Annotated in this window: 18 protein-coding genes; 15 read left to right on the forward strand and 3 right to left on the reverse strand. The window is 44.8% G+C overall.

The window, feature by feature from the left end:
• Positions 1-25 precede the first annotated feature (25 nt).
• The gene (locus tag BCU75_RS23005; protein WP_102475199.1) at positions 26-1498 is read right to left on the reverse strand and encodes an aminoacyl-histidine dipeptidase; all 1473 of its coding nucleotides are present in this window, start codon (positions 1496-1498) and stop codon (positions 26-28) included.
• A 1063-nt stretch (positions 1499-2561) separates the two neighbouring features.
• On the opposite strand from BCU75_RS23005, the gene BCU75_RS23010 reads away from it, so the two are divergent.
• The 15 genes from BCU75_RS23010 to BCU75_RS23080 all read left to right on the forward strand — a co-directional run bounded on the left by BCU75_RS23010 (position 2562) and on the right by BCU75_RS23080 (position 15823).
• Complete coding sequence (locus BCU75_RS23010) at positions 2562-3851, forward strand: NCS2 family permease (protein WP_102475200.1); 1290 nt, start codon at positions 2562-2564, stop codon at positions 3849-3851.
• A gap of 84 nt (positions 3852-3935) precedes the next feature.
• The gene (gene tet(34) / locus BCU75_RS23015) at positions 3936-4400 is read left to right on the forward strand and encodes an oxytetracycline resistance phosphoribosyltransferase domain-containing protein Tet(34) (protein ID WP_017076234.1); all 465 of its coding nucleotides are present in this window, start codon (positions 3936-3938) and stop codon (positions 4398-4400) included.
• Positions 4401-4489: 89 nt separating this feature from the next.
• Positions 4490-5743, forward strand: a complete 1254-nt coding sequence (gene frsA, locus BCU75_RS23020) for an esterase FrsA (RefSeq protein ID WP_076675661.1) — start codon at positions 4490-4492, stop codon at positions 5741-5743.
• A gap of 144 nt (positions 5744-5887) precedes the next feature.
• Positions 5888-6277, forward strand: a complete 390-nt coding sequence (crl, locus tag BCU75_RS23025; protein ID WP_076675659.1) for a sigma factor-binding protein Crl — start codon at positions 5888-5890, stop codon at positions 6275-6277.
• 76 nt (positions 6278-6353) lie between these two features.
• Positions 6354-7538, forward strand: coding sequence for a glutamate 5-kinase (gene proB, locus BCU75_RS23030; RefSeq protein ID WP_198592529.1), 1185 nt, complete (start codon positions 6354-6356; stop codon positions 7536-7538).
• A 92-nt stretch (positions 7539-7630) separates the two neighbouring features.
• Positions 7631-8881 carry a glutamate-5-semialdehyde dehydrogenase gene (locus tag BCU75_RS23035; RefSeq protein WP_102475201.1) on the forward strand — a complete coding sequence of 417 codons (1251 nt, stop codon included), beginning with the start codon at positions 7631-7633 and terminating at the stop codon, positions 8879-8881.
• Positions 8882-9036: 155 nt separating this feature from the next.
• On the forward strand, positions 9037-9486 hold the full coding sequence (gene nrdR / locus BCU75_RS23040) for a transcriptional regulator NrdR (RefSeq protein WP_004734394.1): 450 nt from the start codon (positions 9037-9039) through the stop codon (positions 9484-9486).
• Between the two features lie 40 nt (positions 9487-9526).
• A complete protein-coding gene (gene ribD, locus BCU75_RS23045) occupies positions 9527-10636 on the forward strand; it encodes a bifunctional diaminohydroxyphosphoribosylaminopyrimidine deaminase/5-amino-6-(5-phosphoribosylamino)uracil reductase RibD (RefSeq protein WP_102475202.1) in 1110 nt (369 codons plus the stop codon).
• Between the two features lie 55 nt (positions 10637-10691).
• Positions 10692-11348 (forward strand): riboflavin synthase, encoded by a 657-nt coding sequence (locus BCU75_RS23050; protein ID WP_102475203.1) that lies wholly within the window; start codon positions 10692-10694, stop codon positions 11346-11348.
• 107 nt (positions 11349-11455) lie between these two features.
• Positions 11456-12565 (forward strand): bifunctional 3,4-dihydroxy-2-butanone-4-phosphate synthase/GTP cyclohydrolase II, encoded by a 1110-nt coding sequence (ribBA, locus tag BCU75_RS23055; RefSeq protein WP_076675649.1) that lies wholly within the window; start codon positions 11456-11458, stop codon positions 12563-12565.
• 314 nt (positions 12566-12879) lie between these two features.
• Positions 12880-13350, forward strand: coding sequence for a 6,7-dimethyl-8-ribityllumazine synthase (gene ribH / locus BCU75_RS23060; protein ID WP_004734398.1), 471 nt, complete (start codon positions 12880-12882; stop codon positions 13348-13350).
• Positions 13350-13817, forward strand: coding sequence for a transcription antitermination factor NusB (gene nusB / locus BCU75_RS23065; RefSeq protein WP_004734399.1), 468 nt, complete (start codon positions 13350-13352; stop codon positions 13815-13817). The genes ribH and nusB overlap by 1 nt, the downstream gene beginning before the upstream one ends.
• 115 nt (positions 13818-13932) lie before the next feature.
• Entirely contained in the window at positions 13933-14907 is a 975-nt protein-coding gene (gene thiL / locus BCU75_RS23070) for a thiamine-phosphate kinase (protein ID WP_102475204.1), read from the forward strand.
• Positions 14907-15413 carry a phosphatidylglycerophosphatase A gene (gene pgpA / locus BCU75_RS23075; RefSeq protein ID WP_102475205.1) on the forward strand — a complete coding sequence of 169 codons (507 nt, stop codon included), beginning with the start codon at positions 14907-14909 and terminating at the stop codon, positions 15411-15413. Before thiL ends, pgpA begins: the two co-directional genes overlap by 1 nt.
• Positions 15414-15463: 50 nt before the next feature.
• Complete coding sequence (locus BCU75_RS23080; RefSeq protein WP_004734402.1) at positions 15464-15823, forward strand: putative quinol monooxygenase; 360 nt, start codon at positions 15464-15466, stop codon at positions 15821-15823.
• Positions 15824-15948: 125 nt separating this feature from the next.
• On the opposite strand, the gene dxs is transcribed toward BCU75_RS23080, so the two are convergent.
• A complete protein-coding gene (gene dxs, locus BCU75_RS23085) occupies positions 15949-17832 on the reverse strand; it encodes a 1-deoxy-D-xylulose-5-phosphate synthase (protein ID WP_102475206.1) in 1884 nt (627 codons plus the stop codon).
• Positions 17833-17853: 21 nt separating this feature from the next.
• Positions 17854-18738 carry a (2E,6E)-farnesyl diphosphate synthase gene (ispA, locus tag BCU75_RS23090; RefSeq protein WP_102464740.1) on the reverse strand — a complete coding sequence of 295 codons (885 nt, stop codon included), beginning with the start codon at positions 18736-18738 and terminating at the stop codon, positions 17854-17856.
• Between the last annotated feature and the right edge of the window lie 18 nt (positions 18739-18756).

Genomic DNA, 18756 nt, shown 5'->3' on the forward strand with positions numbered 1-18756 from the left:
TATTTACTGAAAAACACATAGCGAATTATGCTTTTTCTGGGATTGCAGCAAGTAGTGCAACCATTTGGTTCCAGAATAGCTCAACAGTGTCGATCTTCACTTTCTCATCAGGAGAGTGTGGGAACTTGATCGTTGGACCGAAAGAAACCATATCCATGTTCGGGTAAGGTTCTTTGAACAGACCACACTCAAGGCCAGCATGGATAACCATAATGTTTGGTTTGTGACCGTAGATGCCTTCGTACATGTCGCGGAAGATATGCATGATTTCTGAATCAGCGTCTGGTTTCCAACCTGGGTAAGCACCAGAGAACGCGATGTTAGCGCCTGCTAGTTCAGCAACAGAGTGAAGCATGCTTTCTACTTGGCTACGACCTGAATCGATAAGAGAACGGATCAGGCAAAGCACTGTGATTGAGTTCTCTTCTGTTGTGATAACACCTACGTTTAGAGATGTTTCAACAACACCTTCAATCTCGTCACTCATACGAATCACGCCGTTTGGACATGCGTTAAGTGCCGCGATAAAGCGAGCTTGGTCTGCTGACGCAAGTGCGCCCATTTCTACAGAAGCTTCTTCATTGAAAGTCACGATGCTGTCTTCTACTTTACCTAGCTCTGTTGAAAGCAGCTCTGTGTAGTAGTTGTATAGCGAAGCCAGTTTCTCTTGGTTTGCAACCGGAACTGCAACCGTTACGAAGCCTTCACGAGGAATAGCGTTACGAAGGCTACCACCTTTGAATTCTACGATGCGAAGGTCTAGCTCTTTTGCGTGACCTGCTAGGAAGCGAGCAAGCAGTTTGTTAGCGTTTGCACGACCAGTATGGATGTCACAACCAGAGTGACCGCCTTTTAGGCCTTTTAGCGTTAGCTTGCGTGTTACGAAGTCAGCTGGAATTGCATTACGTGCAATTTCAAATGTCATTGCGCCGTCGATACCGCCAGCACAACCCATGTACACTTCGCCTTCTTGCTCTGAGTCAGTATTAAGAAGGATATCGCCTTCTAACCAACCCGCTTCAAGACCGAATGCGCCAGTCATGCCTGCTTCTTCATCTACAGTGAGTAGAACTTCGATAGGGCCGTGCTGGATTTCGTTTGAAGCAAGAACGGCTAAGCAAGATGCCATACCCATGCCGTTATCAGCGCCAAGCGTTGTGCCTTTTGCTGTAACCCATTCGCCATCGATGTATGGCTGGATTGGATCTTTTGTAAAGTCGTGATCAGTGTCTTCGTTCTTTTGTGGAACCATATCGATGTGAGCTTGTAGCACGACACCTTTTTTGTTTTCCATACCCGGCGTTGCAGGTTTTTTGATGAATACGTTGCCCGTTGGGTCGCGACGTACATCTAGGCCTTGCTCTGTTGCCCACGCAATAATGTATTGAGCAAGCTCCTCTTCATGCTTTGAAGGGTGCGGGATTGAACAAATTTTATCGAAAAACTGCCAAATAGGGGCAGGGGACAATTTACTGATCTCAGAATGGAATTCAGACACGGATGACTCCTTTTTTATTTGATAACCATATATTTAGGGTTTCTATAGGTAAAAACTTAGAACAAAAATCTAAAATATGGGTCTGTTTTGATGGCAACAGCATACCACTTGAGCGTTTTGACGAGTAGCGGTTCTAAACCTCAAATTCCTCAAATTTTGAAAGCGATCTTGTCTATCTGATCACCAATAAGCGTTCTGGTGCTTATAAATGGCGCAGGCAAACGTTTGTTTAATTCTATCTTGTAATTTAATTACATAAATTAGTTTGTAAAATAACCATAAATGGTGAAAAGTGTGACGCATAGCAAAAAATACTTGTAATGTTTTTTCTTTAGGGTATATTAATAACCAACTTCTGAGATGAAGAGTAAATGCTCAAAGGATGAGTCCGTTTTATCGCCTCCAAGGAACCGAGAAATCAAATTCGTTTTTTATTGATTTATTAAGGTGATAGTTATGAAAGGTTTACCATCTGCAATGTTCTGGATTAACAGCTCTGTTTACACTAGCAACTTTGCATACCCTACAAGCTTTGGTTACTAATACCGTAAGCATGTAACTCGAACAGTTTTGTTCACCCCTATATATTGGAATTCTTTTACAGCCCTTTTGGTTGACAGATTCTACCGCCACTCAGTTTTGAGTGGCGTTTTTTTTGCCTGCTACTTTTCCAAACCGCTTTCGCTTGTCACTTTCCTGCCGTTCTACGTGGTTGTTTTTTAAACGCCAAAACATCAATTTGCGTCTTATTACTGATCCTGTTGAAAAATACATAACTATTGTGGGTTTGAATTCAGAATTTACTGGTTAGATTCTCAATGAAAATAACCGATGGTAGAAAAAATAACCAACTGGTTTTATTGGGTGTATTGTTTTTAATTGTTTGTTTTTAATCACTATTTATCATTAGTGCCTTTGTTTTTAATCGCTTTGTTTCATACGGCATTCTGATAAATATCGATTAGAGCCTTAATTCTATCTGGAATTTGTTATTTGATAACTTTATAATCCACAGCCAATCGTTTACGCAACCGTTTACTTTTTACCCTTATAGGATTCGATAATGTTCGAAAAGCTATTCAAACTCAGTGACAATGGCACCAATGTGCGCACTGAAATCATCGCAGGTCTAACAACCTTCCTAACAATGGCTTACATCATTTTTGTAAACCCAATGATTCTAGCTGATGCTGGTATGGACCATGGCGCTGTATTTGTAGCAACCTGTTTAGCGGCTGCTATTGGCTGTTTCATCATGGGCTTTGTTGCTAACTACCCAATTGCTCAAGCTCCAGGCATGGGTTTGAACGCATTCTTTACCTACGCTGTTGTAATGGGTATGGGTTATACGTGGCAAGTTGCTCTGGCAGCGGTTTTCGTATCGGGCGTGATCTTCATCTTCTTAAGTATCTTTAAGATCCGTGAATGGATTATCAATTCTATTCCTATGTCTCTGCGTGTAGGTATCTCTGCGGGTATCGGCCTTTTCCTAGCGTTTATCGCGCTCAGCAATGCAGGTATCGTTGTTTCTAATCCAGCGACTAAAGTTTCATTGGGCGACATTACCGCGATTGCTCCTATTCTAGGCGCGCTTGGTTTCTTCATTACTATTGCTCTTGTTCACCGTGGTGTGAAAGGCGCAGTAATGATCGCGATTCTCGCTATCACAGCGATTGGTATTGCGATCGGTGACGTTCAATACGGCGGCATCATGTCGACACCACCAAGCCTTGCACCTACATTCATGCAGCTTGATTTCTCTGCTGTATTTGAAATCGGTATGATTTCAGTGGTATTCGCATTCTTGTTCGTCGATTTGTTCGATACAGCGGGTACTCTGGTTGGTGTTGCAACGAAAGCAAACCTAATCAAAGAAGACGGTAAATTACCGCGCTTAAATAAAGCACTGCTTGCTGACTCTACAGCAACATCTATTGGTGCATTGCTAGGTACATCAAACACAACGTCTTATGTTGAGAGTGTTGCAGGTGTTGCTGAAGGCGGTCGTACAGGTCTAACTGCTGTTGTTGTTGGTATCTTATTCCTACTGGCTCTTTTCTTCTCGCCACTTGCAGGTATGATTCCGGCTTACGCAACATCAGGTGCACTTTTCTATGTAGCAATTCTGATGATGTCTGGCCTAGTTGGCATTGATTGGCGTGATCTTACGGAAGCCGCACCAGTCGTGGTAACATGTCTGCTTATGCCGCTGACGTACTCTATCGCTGAGGGTATCTCACTAGGTTTCATCGCTTACGCTGCAATTAAGCTGCTAAGTGGTAAAGGTCGCGACGTTTCACCTGCTGTGTGGGTAATGTCGGCTATCTTTATTCTTAAATACATTTTCGCTTAATCGTCTAGATTTCTGCTTAATCGCTGAAGAGGCTATGTTTGAAATAGCCTCTAATAACATGACAAAATTATTAGGTTTTATACTATGAGCAACAAATTCATTATCACTTGGGACAACATGCAGACTTACTGCCGTCAACTTGCTGAAAAGCAAATGCCAGCAGAGCAGTGGAAAGGCATCTGGGCAGTAAGCCGCGGTGGTTTGGTTCCTGGTGCAATCTTGGCTCGTGAGCTAGGTATTCGTCACGTAGATACGATTTGTATTTCTAGCTACGACCACGATCACCAGCGTGATATGACTGTAGTTAAAGCACCTGAAGGTGACGGTGAAGGCTTCCTAATCGTTGAAGATCTTGTTGATAGTGGTGACACTGCACGCAAGCTTCGCGAAATGTACCCTAAAGCGAAACTGATCGCTGTTTGTGCAAAACCATCTGGCGCACATTTATTAGACGAGTACATCGTTGATATCGCTCAAGACACATGGATTGAGCAACCTTGGGATACTAGCTTAAGCTTCATTGAGCCAGTAAATCGCAAGTCAAAATAAGCGTAAACTTAGTTTTTTGAGAAATGACCCTTTATAGGGTCATTTTTTTTTATATGATTAGTAACAACCATTTCTTATTAAGTATCCCAATGTCTGAATCAGAAGAAACGAGCTCGAACCTTTCGGAAACCTTGTTTGTAAAGCATAAGCAGGCTAAAGAAACCTCAATGCTGACACGCTACATGCCAAGCTCTGAAGAGCTGTTGGATAAAAAGCGTGAAGAGCAGAACTCATCATGGTATCGAAACCTAAGACGTCTTCAGTGGGTATGGCAAGGCGTTAACCCAATCGAGCAAGAAGCGGTGCTAGCGCGAATCGCGTCGTCAGATAACTCTCGCACGACGGACGAGTGGCTAGATACAGTTATGGGTTACCGCAGCGGCAACTGGGCATACGAGTGGACCAAGCTAGGTATGCAGCATCAAAATCGCTCGAACGAGAAGAACGGTGAAGAAATGGCTGAAGAGCTATTTTCAGCATCGCTGTGTTTCAGCATTGCAGGCTACCCACATCTTAAGAACGATAATCTTGCCGCTCAGGCTCAAGTATTAGCGAACGCGGCTTATTCTGAAGCGATCAAACATACAAAACTGATCGTCAAACAAATTGAAGTTCCGTATCAAAACAAAAAGATTAAAGCGAACTTACATCTAACCAAAACAGACAAACCACAACCTGTCGTGATCGTGAGTGCGGGTTTAGATAGCTTGCAAACCGATATGTGGCGTTTGTTTAGAGATTACCTAGCACCGAAAAATATTGCGATGCTAACGATTGATATGCCATCGATAGGGCACAGTTCGCATTGGCCTTTAACGGAAGACTCGTCTTGTCTGCATCAAGCCGTGTTGAATGAACTGCCTAATATCCCATGGGTAGACCATCATAAAGTCGGTCTGTTTGGATTCCGATTCGGTGGCAACGCGATGGTGAGGTTATCCTTCCTTGAGCAACATAAACTCAAAGCGTGTATTTCTCTTGGCGCACCAATTCACGATATCTTTGTTCATGCCGACAAACTGAAGCAAATGCCGAAGATGCACTTAGACGTATTGGCTTCGCGTCTTGGTAAAGGTGCGGTTGATATCAATAGTCTTTCTGGGCAGTTGATGGCGTGGTCACTTAAGGTACAAGGCTTGTTGTCCAACAGTAAAACCACTGTTCCTATCTTGGCATTGGCCTTAGAGGGCGACCCTGTATCACCACCAATGGATAATCAACTGGTTGCTATTTACAGTGATTACGGCAAAGCGAAGAAAATCAAAACTAAATCAATTACACAGGGGTATGAGCAATCCCTCGAATTGGCGATAAAGTGGCTTGAGGATGAATTATTTAGATGACATTTCTTCTAAATTAGTTAAGCATGAAAAGTGTACAAACTAAGTGCCTGATACTCAGAGATAATTTATAAAATCTAATTGCGTAGTTTCTACGTATTGTAGTCTGAGTAACGTCATTCTTAACATTGAAAATGGAGATTCAATATGTCAGAAGTGACACAACAACCTACGCATTATCGCTTGTTAAACGTTTTAAAGGCTATTGGGCCTTACTTGAGGGAGCCGCAATCAGAAGAAGGCCATTATATTTTTGATTGCTTGTCTGTGTGTGTGAACGATAAGAAATCGCCAGAAGAACGTGAGTTTTGGGGCTGGTGGTTGGAATTGGATAAGTCGGAAGAGGGATATTCGGCAAAATACAATATCGGTAAATACAACATCGAGGGTAACTGGGATTCTTTGCCATTACCTAAAAAGGCGGTCGCTGAGGTCACTCGAACTCAAGAAGCTTTCCATCAAAAACTGGTTGATGAACTTCAAAGTAAGTTTGAAATCAGCGTTCAATTTGACGAAGAGTCTGTCGAATTCGTCTGATTTTAAAGGTTACTCTTCTCTATAAAGCAAAAAGGTGCGATTTCGCACCTTTTCTACTTGTGAATTCCCCTGTTGATTGCTAAAACATCACCTCTTATTTGTTTTATTCATAAAAGACTTCATGACAGCAAATCATCAAAGCGGGACAACAACACAGCGTAAAACTGTCGTTGTTAAACTGGGTACCAGTGTCTTAACTGGTGGAACATTGGCATTAGACCGCGCTCATATGGTTGAGCTGGTTCGTCAATGTGCCGAATTAAAAAAACAAGGCCACTCTGTGGTTATGGTTTCGTCTGGCGCAATTGCAGCTGGACGTGAGCACCTTGGTTACCCCGCACTTCCCAACTCGATGGCGAGCAAACAGTTGCTTGCGGCAGTTGGGCAAAGTCAGTTGATTCAAGTTTGGGAGTCTCTATTTGCTATCTATGGTCTTAAGATTGGCCAGATGCTACTGACTCGAGCTGATCTCGATGATCGCGAGCGTTTTCTGAATGCACGTGACACGATCAACGCGCTCGTTGAACACGATATCATTCCGGTGGTTAACGAAAACGACGCAGTCGCCACCAACGAAATTAAAGTAGGCGACAACGATAACTTGTCGGCACTGGTTGGTATTTTGTGCGGTGCTGATAAGCTTTTGCTACTCACTGACCAAAAAGGCCTGTTTACAGCAGACCCTCGCAAAGATCCAAACGCTGAACTCATCAAAGAAGTAAAAACCATTGATGACACACTTCGCAAGATTGCAGGTGGCAGTGGTACCACATTAGGTACCGGTGGCATGGCGACAAAACTGCAGGCTGCTGATATTGCTCGTCGCGCAGGCATTGAAGTTATTATTGCTGCGGGCAGTGCTGAAAATGTGGTGTTTGACTCACTGAGTGACAACCCACAAGGCACACGTTTCTTGCCTTTAGCTGAAGCTCTTGAAAACCGTAAACGCTGGATTCTAGCAGGCCCTGCTTCAGCTGGTGACATCGTAGTCGACGATGGAGCGGTGAACGCAGTCAACACCAAGGGCAGCAGCTTGTTGGCTAAAGGGGTTGTTCGAGTTAAAGGCGAGTTCTCGCGTGGTGAAGTTACCCAAGTCACAGACAGCAAAGGCAAAGTCATTGCGCGTGGTATCGCCAGTTATTCAAGCCAAGACCTAGCAAAAATTGCAGGCAAGCACAGTAAAGATATTGGCGACATTCTTGGATACGATTACGGGTCAGAAGTCATTCACCGTGACGACCTGGTTGTGATTCAAGAGTAGCTCGCGATGATAAGGCGATGCACTGCGAATATACATAATCGTAAAGCGCCTTATTACATCCAAAGACAGACAGAATTTAGGGAGAGTTAAACGTGGATTTAACTAACATGGGTATTGCAGCAAAAGACGCTGCCTTCCACCTCGCGACCGCATCTACGGCGCAAAAGAATAAAGCATTGGCGATCATCGCTGATGAACTAGAAGCAAACGCGGCGGATATTCTAGAAGCGAACGCTAAAGATATCGAACTTGGCCGTGAAGCGGGTCTGACTGATGCACTTTTGGACCGTTTGTTGCTCAACGAAGAGCGCTTAACAGGTATCGCTAACGATGTGCGTAACGTTATTGGTTTGAATGATCCTGTTGGCAGCGAAATGGACAGCAAAGTACTGGAAAACGGTATGTCACTGTCTCGCCGTCGTGTACCGCTTGGTGTAGTTGGCGTTATTTATGAAGCGCGTCCAAACGTAACCATCGATATTGCGGCACTGTGTCTGAAAACAGGTAATGCAAGCATCCTACGTGGTGGTAAAGAGACGTTCTTCTCGAACATGGAACTGGTTAAAGTTATCCAGTCTGCATTAGAGAAAGCAGAGCTTCCAGCAGCTTCAGTTCAGTACATCGAAAAACCTGATCGTGAACTCGTATCTCAACTGCTTAAACTGGATGACTACGTTGATATGATTATTCCTCGTGGTGGCGCTGGCTTACACAAGATGTGTAAAGAGAACAGTACCATCCCAGTGATCATCGGCGGCTTTGGTATCAGCCACATCTTTGTTGATGAAAGTGCGGACCTTGAAAAGTCGGTAGATGTTGTCGAAAACTCTAAAGTTCAGCGTCCATCAGCGTGTAACTCGTTAGATACATTATTAGTGCACGAAGCGGTTGCTGAAGCTTTCCTAACTAAGCTGAAACAGCGTTTGGCGGGTAAGGTAACCTTAGTTGCTGACGCTAGTGCAAAATCGCTGCTAGCAGGTTTTGAAGACCAACGTGATGCGGTTGAAGGCGACTTTGATACAGAATGGCTAAGCTACACGCTCGGCGTAAAAGTAGTCGCGGATGTGGCAGAAGCGATTGACCACATGCGTGTACACAACGCGAGCCACTCAGATGCGATCATGACCAACAGCCTAGAGAGCTCAGAGCGCTTTATTAATTCTGTGGGTTCTGCTGCGGTCTACGTGAATGCATCAACTCGATTCACCGATGGTGCACAGTTTGGCTTAGGCGCTGAAGTGGCAGTCTCTACCCAGAAACTGCACGCTCGCGGCCCAATGGGCTTAGAAGAACTGACAAGCTACAAATGGGTAGGTAAAGCGAACTATTTAGTTCGTGGTTAACGCTGGTCGTTAATTTTATTCCTCGGCTCATTTTGAAATAGCTATCGAGTAGCAATAATCAATGAATCACCACACAAAAGGGCCTTAATTGGCCCTTTTTCTTTCCTTACGTTTGGCAATTCCGTTACACTGATATTCAATTATTTGGAGGTGATATGCATTGTCCTTTTTGTTCAGAGAACGACACTAAAGTAATCGATTCAAGACTGGTAGCCGATGGCCATCAGGTTCGTCGTCGCCGTCAATGCCTTGCATGTAGTGAACGTTTTACGACTTTCGAATCGGCAGAACTTGTGATGCCGAAAGTTATAAAGTCGAATGGAAACCGCGAACCATTTAATGAAGATAAAATGGTCGGTGGTGTTCAGCGTGCCCTAGAAAAACGCCCAGTGAGTGCTGATGCGATTGAACTTGCGATCAGTACGATTAAGTCACAACTCCGTGCAACTGGTGAGCGTGAAGTGCCAAGTGAAATGATTGGTAATCTTGTGATGGGCCAGTTAAAAGAATTGGATAAAGTGGCGTACATCCGTTTTGCCTCTGTTTATCGCAGTTTTGAAGACATCCGAGAGTTTGGCGAAGAAATCGCTAAATTAGAGGATTAACTCCTCAGTCATGTCAAATTTTACTCCCCTAGATTTTCAAATGATGTCGCGTGCTATTCAGTTAGCCAAACGCGGCATTTACACCACTGCACCAAACCCTAATGTAGGTTGTGTCATTGTACAAACTGATGGTCAGATCGTTGGTGAAGGTTTTCATGCCAAAGCCGGTGAGCCTCATGCTGAAGTACATGCCATGCGAATGGCGGGCGACAAGGCAAAAGGTGCGACCGCTTATGTCACGCTAGAGCCTTGTTCTCATTACGGCCGAACGCCGCCTTGTGCCGAAGGTTTGATTAAGGCTCAAGTAGCTAAAGTGATTTGTGCGATGCAGGACCCAAATCCAAAAGTCGCAGGTCGTGGTATCAAAATGCTACGCGATGCCGGCATTGAGGTTGAAATCGGTTTGCTAGAGCAAGACGCTCTCGATTTAAACCCTGCATTTATCAAGCGTATGCAAACAGGCATGCCATTCGTACAGTTAAAGATGGCCGCTAGCCTTGATGGGCAAACGGCATTAAATAATGGTCAAAGCCAGTGGATCACATCGCCAGAAGCGCGTCGTGATGTTCAGAACTACCGAGCAAAATCAGGCGCTGTGCTATCAACTAGCCAGACGGTGATTGAAGACAACGCGTCGTTGAATGTTCGTTGGGCAGAGTTGCCAAGCAGTATCAAAGATCATTACGCTGAAGACGAGCTGCGTCAGCCGATTCGCGTGATTCTTGATCGTCAAAATCAACTGCGTCCTGAGCTCAAGTTATTCCAAACTCCAACATCGGTATTGAGAGTCGCTGAAGCGTCTGCTGATATTGAAGTCGGAACCACAAAGGCAGGTCAGCTCGATTTACACGATCTAATGCGTCAATTGCCAGTGAACCATATTGATCATATTTGGGTAGAAGCGGGCGCGACGTTGGCTAAAAGCTTGATTGAAGAACAGCTGGTGGATGAGCTAATTCTCTATTTAGCACCTAAACTTATGGGCAGTGACGGACGAGGTTTGATGGGAGCATTAGGGCTCACTTCAATGTCTGATGTGATTGATCTAGAAATTAAAGATGTTCGACAGGTTGGTGTGGATATTCGCATCGTCGCGAAACCTATTGTCGCGAAACCTATTGTCGCGAAACAAATAGTAACGAAACCATAGTGGAAATAATTCTGCTAACCAAATACATGTCGCTGACAACAAAAAGAGTTTGAAAATGTTTACAGGAATTGTAGAAACCGTAGGTACATTGAGTGCAATTACTCCCCGCGGAGAAGACATCACGGTAACGGTGAATGTTGGCAAGCTTGATATGGCCGATGTTCAACTGGGCGACAGTATCGCAACTAACGGTGTGTGTTTGACGGTGGTTGAGTTCAACGACCACAGCTACAGTGCAGACCTTTCGCTTGAAACCCTGAAAAAAACGGGTTTTGTGGATTACCAAGCAGGTGACAAAGTGAATTTAGAAAAAGCGATGCTGCCGACCACACGTTTCGGTGGTCATATCGTATCGGGTCACGTTGATGGCGTGGGTGAGATTGTTGAGCGTAATCAAGTCGGTCGTGCGATTGAGTTCTGGGTTGAAATGCCAGCAGAGATCTCAAAGTACGTGGCTCAAAAAGGTTCAGTCACCGTTGACGGTATTAGCCTGACTGTGAATGATTTACGAAAGAATGCCTTTAAGCTGACTATTGTTCCTCACACCTCTTCAGAAACCACCATTGATCAATTCAATGTTGGTCGTAAAGTGAATCTAGAAGTGGATGTATTAGCACGCTACATGGAGCGTCTACTACAAGGTCAGCAACAAGAGTCTGAACCTGAATCTCGATTGACGATGGAATTCTTACAGCAGAATGGTTTTGCCTAATAGCTTTTACTCAGTCTCCAAAGAGCACTTTGTAAAAGTTAAGCAATATCATCAGGTTTAATAGTGTCGGTTCTAGGAAGCAGAACCATTTCAAAGGATATAGAACAATGCCAATTAGTACTCCTCAAGAAATTATTGAAGACATTCGCCTAGGAAAAATGGTTATCCTGATGGATGATGAAGATCGCGAAAATGAAGGCGATCTGATCATGGCAGCAGAACATGTGACGCCAGAAGCGATTAACTTCATGGCGATGTATGGCCGAGGCTTAATCTGCCTAACGTTGACCAAAGAGCGTTCAAATCGCATGGGTCTAGCGCCTATGGTTCAAGACAACAATGCTCAATACACGACGAACTTTACGGTTTCAATTGAAGCTGCAGAAGGCGTAACAACGGGTATTTCTGCATCAGATCGCGCTGTTACGGTTCAAGCGGCAGTAGCAAAAGATGCGAAAGCGGCTGACTTAGTTCAACCGGGTCATATCTTCCCTCTGACGGCTCAGGAAGGCGGCGTGTTAACTCGCGCGGGTCACACTGAGGCGGGCTGTGATTTAGCACGCCTAGCGGGTTGTGAACCAGCTTCGGTTATCGTTGAAATCCTAAACGATGATGGCACCATGGCTCGTCGTCCTGATCTTGAAGTCTTCGCTGAAAAACACGATATCAAACTAGGCACCATTGCTGACTTGATTGAATACCGCAACAACACAGAAACAACGATTGAACGCGTAGCACAATGCCATTTGCCAACTGAATTTGGTGATTTCGAACTGGTGACTTACCGCGATACGATCGATAACCAAATCCACTACGCAATGCAAAAAGGCAGCTTAACCGAAGGCGCTCCTTTAGTGCGTGTTCATCTGCATGACACGTTCACTGACCTGCTTCATTCAGACCGTGGTACAGAGCGTAGCTGGTCGCTAGATAAAGCGATGAAGCGTATTGGCGAAGAAGGCGGTGTATTGGTTATTCTTGGCAACGAAGAGTCGTCTGATTCTTTGATTCACAAAGTGAAGACGTTCGAAGCGCAAGATAAGAACGAGCAGCCAACAATGGCTAAGAAGCAGGGTACTTCGCGTCGTGTTGGTGTGGGTTCTCAGATTCTACAAGACCTAGGCGTTCATGATATGCGTTTGTTGTCTTCAAGCACTAAGCGTTACCACGCATTGGGTGGTTTTGGCCTTAATGTTGTTGAATACGTTTGCGAATAAACTTTTTGTTAGCTGCAAAAATGTAGGTGAGTAGTCATTCTCCGAATAGTTTGTAGCAACATAAATCAATGATGACTCCGATTGCTCTTTTGGTAACGAATCAGACCAAAAGAGCCAAGTAGCTAAGCCCGATTCAAAACGTGTGAAATACACAAGCTTGGCTACTTGTTGCTCCGATATGTTCGAGAGCAGCGCTGCGTTATCATCTTTACATCTCCGGTATCCGTTCTTCTAAATTAGCATTAGATATTGCTCACAGTTTTGTGCTAGAATCCGGCGATTCTCACTTGATGAAAATAGTTAAAGGAAGGCTTATGAAAGTGATCGAGGGTGGCTTCCCAGCGCCAAATGCAAAAATTGCTATCGTTATTGCTCGTTTCAACAGTTTTATTAACGAAAGTTTACTTTCTGGTGCAATCGATACTTTAAAGCGTCATGGACAAGTAAGCGAAGACAACATCACTGTTGTTCGATGCCCTGGTGCAGTAGAACTTCCACTTGTAGCGCAACGCGTTGCAAAAACAGGTAAGTTCGATGCGATTGTATCTCTTGGTACAGTAATCCGTGGCGGTACACCTCACTTTGACTATGTTTGTAGTGAATGTAATAAAGGTTTGGCTCAAGTGTCTCTGGAATTTTCTCTTCCAGTAGCGTTTGGTGTTCTTACTGTTGATACGATCGATCAAGCTATTGAACGCGCAGGAACCAAGGCTGGTAATAAAGGTGCAGAAGCCGCACTTAGCGCACTTGAGATGATCAACGTTCTTTCTGAAATCGATTCCTAATGGGGGCCAGTGTGAAACCAGCCGCACGTCGTAACGCACGTCAATTTGCTCTACAAGCAATTTATTCTTGGCAAATTACTAAAGAAAATATTGCTACCGTTGAAGAACAGTTCTTATCTGGTGGTAAGTATGATGAAGAAGAGCATCATGCCGCAGAACCTGCTCTTGCTATGCCAGAAACAGACGTTGCATACTTCCGCGACTTACTAACTGGTGTTGCTCTTAGCCACATGGAACTTGATAGCAAGCTTCGTCCATTCGTATCTCGCCCTATGCAAGATCTGGATTTGATGGAACTAGCGCTTCTACGTTTAGCTATGTACGAGATGACTCGTCGCGAAGATGTACCATACAAAGTGGTTATCAACGAAGCTATCGAGCTTGCGAAAGTATTCGCAGCAGAAGACAGCCATAAGTTTGTTAACGGTGTGCTTGATAAAGCAGCGCCGCACGTTCGTAAGAAATAAGACGTTCGTATATTGAATCTAAAGGTCAGCTTTTATGCTGGCCTTTTTTGTAACTAAATTTCTGTAATATCAATAATTACGGCGATTTGTATGAAGACTAAAGATAGGGCATGTGATGTCTGGCGAGTTTAACCTGATTGAAAAATATTTTGTAAATCGACAACCACAACGTAAAGACGTACTTTTAGCCGCTGGCGATGACTGTGCTTTGGTCAAAGCGCCGGGCAATGTTGAGATAGCGATTAGCACGGATACCTTAGTCGCGGGCACGCACTTTTTAGCAGAGGCAAACCCAGCTTGGGTGGCACACAAAGCATTGGCTTCCAACATCAGTGATCTTGCTGCTATGGGCGCGACACCTGCCTGGGTTTCGTTTGCGTTAACCATGCCTGAAGTCGATGAAGAATGGCTTGCTCCCTTCTGTGACTCCTTCTTCAAGCTCGCTGACTACTTTGGTATTCAGTTGATTGGCGGTGACACAACCAAGGGGCCACTAAGTCTGACATTGACTGTACAAGGCTTTGTACCAGAAGGTCGAGCACTGCGTAGAGATGGCGCTAAAGTGGGCGACTGGATTTACGTCACGGGTAACCTAGGTGATAGCAAAGCCGGCCTAGAGGTGATATTAGACCCTGAACAGAACAAAGTTAAACCTTATGCTCTTGAGCTTGAAGAAAGGCACTATATGAGCGTTCCTCGAGTATTGGCTGGTCAAGCGCTCGTGAACCTTGCTTCGTCTGCTATTGATATCTCTGACGGTGTTATTGCTGATTTAAAACATATCCTTAAGCGTTCTCAGGTTGGTGCGAGCATTGATGTGAGTACGCTGCCAATTTCTCCAGAACTACGTCAGTTTGCATCCGATATTGCTTCGGCTCAACAGTATGCGTTGACCAGTGGTGAAGAGTACGAACTGTGCTTTACTGTGCCGGAAGAGAATAAAGGCTCATTGGAAAGTGCTTTGTCACACACTGGAACAAAAGTCACCTGCATTGGCCAGATAAGACCTGTAGAATATTTTGAATTACACAATAATGGTGAACCACTGAGTTGGAACTTAACTGGTTACGATCACTTTAAGGTTAATTGATGACAAACCCACTTTCTGCAATCTCTCTTAAAAATCCTTGGCACTTATTGGCAACGGGTTTTGGTAGTGGCTTATCGCCGATTATTCCCGGCACCATGGGCACGCTTGCGTCGATCCCATTTTATCTATTGCTGGTTCAGTTACCTTTCCCTATTTATGTCATTCTTGTGGTTGTGAGCTGCATTATTGGTATCAAAATATGCCAAGTGACGTCTGATGACATGGGCGTGCACGATCATGGCTCTATTGTATGGGATGAGTTTGCAGGCTTTTGGATCACAATGGGCCTAGTGCCGCTGTTGGGTATTCCTGTTAATGATTGGAAGTGGCTATTCGCTGGCTTTGCTCTGTTTCGTTTTTTCGATATGGTAAAGCCTTGGCCAATTGGTTGGTTAGACAAGCGAGTTCACGGCGGCTTAGGTATCATGATTGATGATATCGTGGCGGGTATTATGGCGGCGATTTCGCTGTATGCAGTGGCTCATTTTTCAGGTTGGCTCGCTTAAGAATCAATATCTAAAGAACGAACAATAATACATTAAAACAAGGAATTACAATGTCTAAGAAGGTTTACTGTGTTGCTCAATTTCAGCCTAAAGAAGGCAAATTGAACGAGTTGTTTGAAGTTCTGAAATCACTAGAGCCAAACACAATGCGTGAAGACGGTTGTATCCAATATACAGTGACTCGTCACATTCAGAGCCCATTTGCAGAGGGTGAGAGTTTCCCTATTGCATTCAATGAGATCTGGGCGGACAACGAAGCATTCGAAGCACACTGTCAACGTCGTGAGATTCAACAGTTCTTCCAAGAGCAGTGTGTTGAAGAGACAGGCTTGGTTGAGAACTTCAACGTTGCTATCTACTCTGACGAACCAGAGAACTATGACGCACCTGTGCTTAAGCCTTGTTGCTAAGCAGGCTTAATTGCTAATAACTAACAGCTAAACAACGGATAGTTTATCAGTTAGCAGATACTAAAAAGGTTGACCCTAGGGCCAACCTTTTTTGTTTTGTCGCTTATGCTGTTTGCTTGTGAAAGCTATTTGGCAAGGTAGTCGGAGATAGACTTCTCAATACCTTTCGCATCTAAGCTAAGCTCTTCATGCAGCTCACCTTGAGTACCTTGAGCAATAAACTTGTCTGGTAGGCCAAGGTTTAAAACAGGCATCAGTAGTTTTTCTTGCATCAAGAACTCAATCACACCCGCGCCCGCACCACCTGCAATTGCATTCTCTTCGATAGTCACCAGTACATCGTGGTCAGCAGCAAGTTGTTTGATCAGATCTTCATCGAGTGGTTTCACAAAGCGCATATCTGCCACTGTAGCATCGATAGCATCAGCCGTTTGAAGTGCACTCTCAAGGAAAGTACCGAAGCTTAGGATAGCGACCTTCGAGCCATCTTTTGCTTTTTCGCTTTCGCGAACGATACGACCTTTACCAATCTCAAGAGCGGTAAACTCACTTTGAATCTCAGTACCCATGCCATTACCACGAGGGTAACGAACGGCACTTGGCCCTGTGTGCTGGTGGCCAGTGTATAGCATTTGGCGACATTCGTTTTCGTCGCTTGGCGCCATGATCACCATGTTTGGAATACAGCGCATAAAGCTTAAGTCGAACGCACCTTGGTGTGTTTGACCATCGGCACCGACAAGACCAGCACGGTCAATAGCGAACATAACCGGTAGATCCATGATTGCCACATCGTGGATCAGTTGATCGTAGCCACGTTGTAGGAAAGTCGAGTAGATAGCCACAATTGGCTTATCACCGGCAATCGCCATACCAGTTGCTAGCGTCACAGCGTGTTGCTCAGCAATTGCTACATCAAAGTACTGTTCTGGGTACTCTTTCGAGAAACGCACCATACCAGAACCTTCACGCATTGCTGGCGTTATCGCCATTAGCTTAGGATCTTGAGCGGCCATATCACACAGGAAGTCGCCAAAAATCTTAGAGAAAGTTGGTTTAGAGCTGGTGCTCTTAGGCAGACTTGAATGTGCAGGATCGAATTTAGGTACGCCATGGTAGCCAATTGGATCTTTCTCAGCTGGCTCGTAGCCTTTGCCTTTCTTCGTCATGATATGCAGGAATTGAGGGCCTTTAAGATCTCTCATGTTCTTCAGCGTTTTAATCAGCTCATTGACATCGTGACCATCAATTGGACCAATGTAGTTAAAGCCTAACTCTTCAAACATGGTGCCAGGGACAACCATGCCTTTTAAATGTTCTTCTGTACGACGAACGAGCTCTTTAATTGGCGGAACGCCTGATAGCACTTTCTTGCCACCCTCACGAATTGACGTGTAAAGACTGCCAGAAAGAACTTGAGCGAGGTGGTTGTTTAGAGCACCGACGTTTTCAGAGATCGACATTTCGTTATCGTTAAGGATAACCAGCATGTCATTGTGAATATCGCCCGCGTGGTTCATGGCTTCGAATGCCATACCTGCGGTAATCGCGCCATCACCAATCACACTCACTACTTTACGATTCTTGCCTTCTTTCTTTGCACTGATCGCCATGCCAAGTCCGGCGCTGATCGATGTTGAAGAGTGACCAACAGATAAGGTGTCGTATTCGCTCTCTTGACGCCATGGGAATGGGTGCAGTCCATCTTTTTGACGGATAGTCGACAGGCGGTCACGACGACCCGTAAGAATCTTGTGTGGGTAGGCTTGGTGGCCAACATCCCAAACCAATTGGTCAAAAGGCGTGTTGTACACATAGTGCAAAGCAACGGTTAGCTCTACCGTACCTAAGCCTGACGCTAAGTGACCACTTGACTGGCTCACCGAGTTAAGAAGATAGGTACGTAATTCATCACAAAGCTGTGTAAGCGTCTCTTTTGGAAGTAGACGCAAATCCTCTGGCTTATCAGCCAAAGCAAGAGTTGGGTACTTTGATATATCAAGAGTCATAGGTAATGCGCGCTTATTGTCTTAGTTCTTGCGCTCGATGACGTATCGGGCGAACTCTTCGAGTGACTGGGTATTGTATGGGATTGCAGCCAAAGCTTGAAGCGCTTCCTGTAGCAGAGTTTGCGCTTTTTCTTGAGCGCCCTCTAAACCTAACAAAGAAGGGTAGGTGCTTTTGTTCAATTCTTGGTCAGAACCCTGTGGTTTACCCAAAGTTTCAGTATCGCTGGTGATATCTAAAATATCATCTTGGACCTGGAATGCTAATCCAATGGCATCGGCGTACTTGTCTAATTGAGGCATCACTTCAAACGCTTTTTCGCCAGCAGCAAGTGCACCTAAACGAATCGCACATTTCATTAGAGCGCCCGTTTTATTGCGGTGAACCTCTTCTAACTCTTCTAGCGTGACAGAGCGGTTTTCAGCTTCAATATCAAGTGCTTGTCCGATACACATACCTTGCGCACCAGAGGCTTCAGCTAGGCGTTGAATCATTCGAACGCGATTGCTTTCACCGTCAGCACTTAATGTGCCTTCCGCAAGTATAGTAAACGCGAGAGTTTGTAGGGCATCGCCAGTTAAAATGGCCGTTGCTTCATCGTATTTGATGTGACAAGTCTGATGGCCACGACGCAGTTCATCGTCATCCATTGCTGGAAGGTCGTCGTGGATCAGAGAATAGGCATGAATACATTCGATTGCAGAAGCTGGAGTGTCGAGTTCTTCGGCGGTACAGCCGAGCATTTCCCCTGTAATGTAGACAAGAAATGGACGTGCGCGTTTGCCGCCTAAAAGTAACCCATAACGCATTGCGTTGATAAGGTTCTGATTTTGGTGTGGCAGGCGATCAAGCCAAAGGTTCAGTTGCTCGTTATTACGTGCTTGATAAGACAATAAAGTCTCGATCATAGGGGATCTCATACAATT

The sequence above is a fragment of the Vibrio splendidus genome, assembly GCF_002873455.1.
Taxonomy (GTDB): domain Bacteria; phylum Pseudomonadota; class Gammaproteobacteria; order Enterobacterales; family Vibrionaceae; genus Vibrio; species Vibrio splendidus_J.

What these genes read in the sequence shown, in the direction of transcription:
- BCU75_RS23010 (WP_102475200.1), top strand. Translation starts at nt 2,562, where the DNA reads ATGTTCGAAAAGCTATTCAAACTCAGTGACAATGGCACCAATGTGCGC.
- frsA (WP_076675661.1), top strand. Translation starts at nt 4,490, where the DNA reads ATGTCTGAATCAGAAGAAACGAGCTCGAACCTTTCGGAAACCTTGTTT.
- crl (WP_076675659.1), top strand. Translation starts at nt 5,888, where the DNA reads ATGTCAGAAGTGACACAACAACCTACGCATTATCGCTTGTTAAACGTT.
- nrdR (WP_004734394.1), top strand. Translation starts at nt 9,037, where the DNA reads ATGCATTGTCCTTTTTGTTCAGAGAACGACACTAAAGTAATCGATTCA.
- ribD (WP_102475202.1), top strand. Translation starts at nt 9,527, where the DNA reads ATGATGTCGCGTGCTATTCAGTTAGCCAAACGCGGCATTTACACCACT.
- BCU75_RS23050 (WP_102475203.1), top strand. Translation starts at nt 10,692, where the DNA reads ATGTTTACAGGAATTGTAGAAACCGTAGGTACATTGAGTGCAATTACT.
- ribBA (WP_076675649.1), top strand. Translation starts at nt 11,456, where the DNA reads ATGCCAATTAGTACTCCTCAAGAAATTATTGAAGACATTCGCCTAGGA.
- ribH (WP_004734398.1), top strand. Translation starts at nt 12,880, where the DNA reads ATGAAAGTGATCGAGGGTGGCTTCCCAGCGCCAAATGCAAAAATTGCT.
- nusB (WP_004734399.1), top strand. Translation starts at nt 13,350, where the DNA reads ATGGGGGCCAGTGTGAAACCAGCCGCACGTCGTAACGCACGTCAATTT.
- thiL (WP_102475204.1), top strand. Translation starts at nt 13,933, where the DNA reads ATGTCTGGCGAGTTTAACCTGATTGAAAAATATTTTGTAAATCGACAA.
- pgpA (WP_102475205.1), top strand. Translation starts at nt 14,907, where the DNA reads ATGACAAACCCACTTTCTGCAATCTCTCTTAAAAATCCTTGGCACTTA.
- BCU75_RS23080 (WP_004734402.1), top strand. Translation starts at nt 15,464, where the DNA reads ATGTCTAAGAAGGTTTACTGTGTTGCTCAATTTCAGCCTAAAGAAGGC.
- dxs (WP_102475206.1), bottom strand. Translation starts at nt 17,832, where the DNA reads ATGACTCTTGATATATCAAAGTACCCAACTCTTGCTTTGGCTGATAAG.
- ispA (WP_102464740.1), bottom strand. Translation starts at nt 18,738, where the DNA reads ATGATCGAGACTTTATTGTCTTATCAAGCACGTAATAACGAGCAACTG.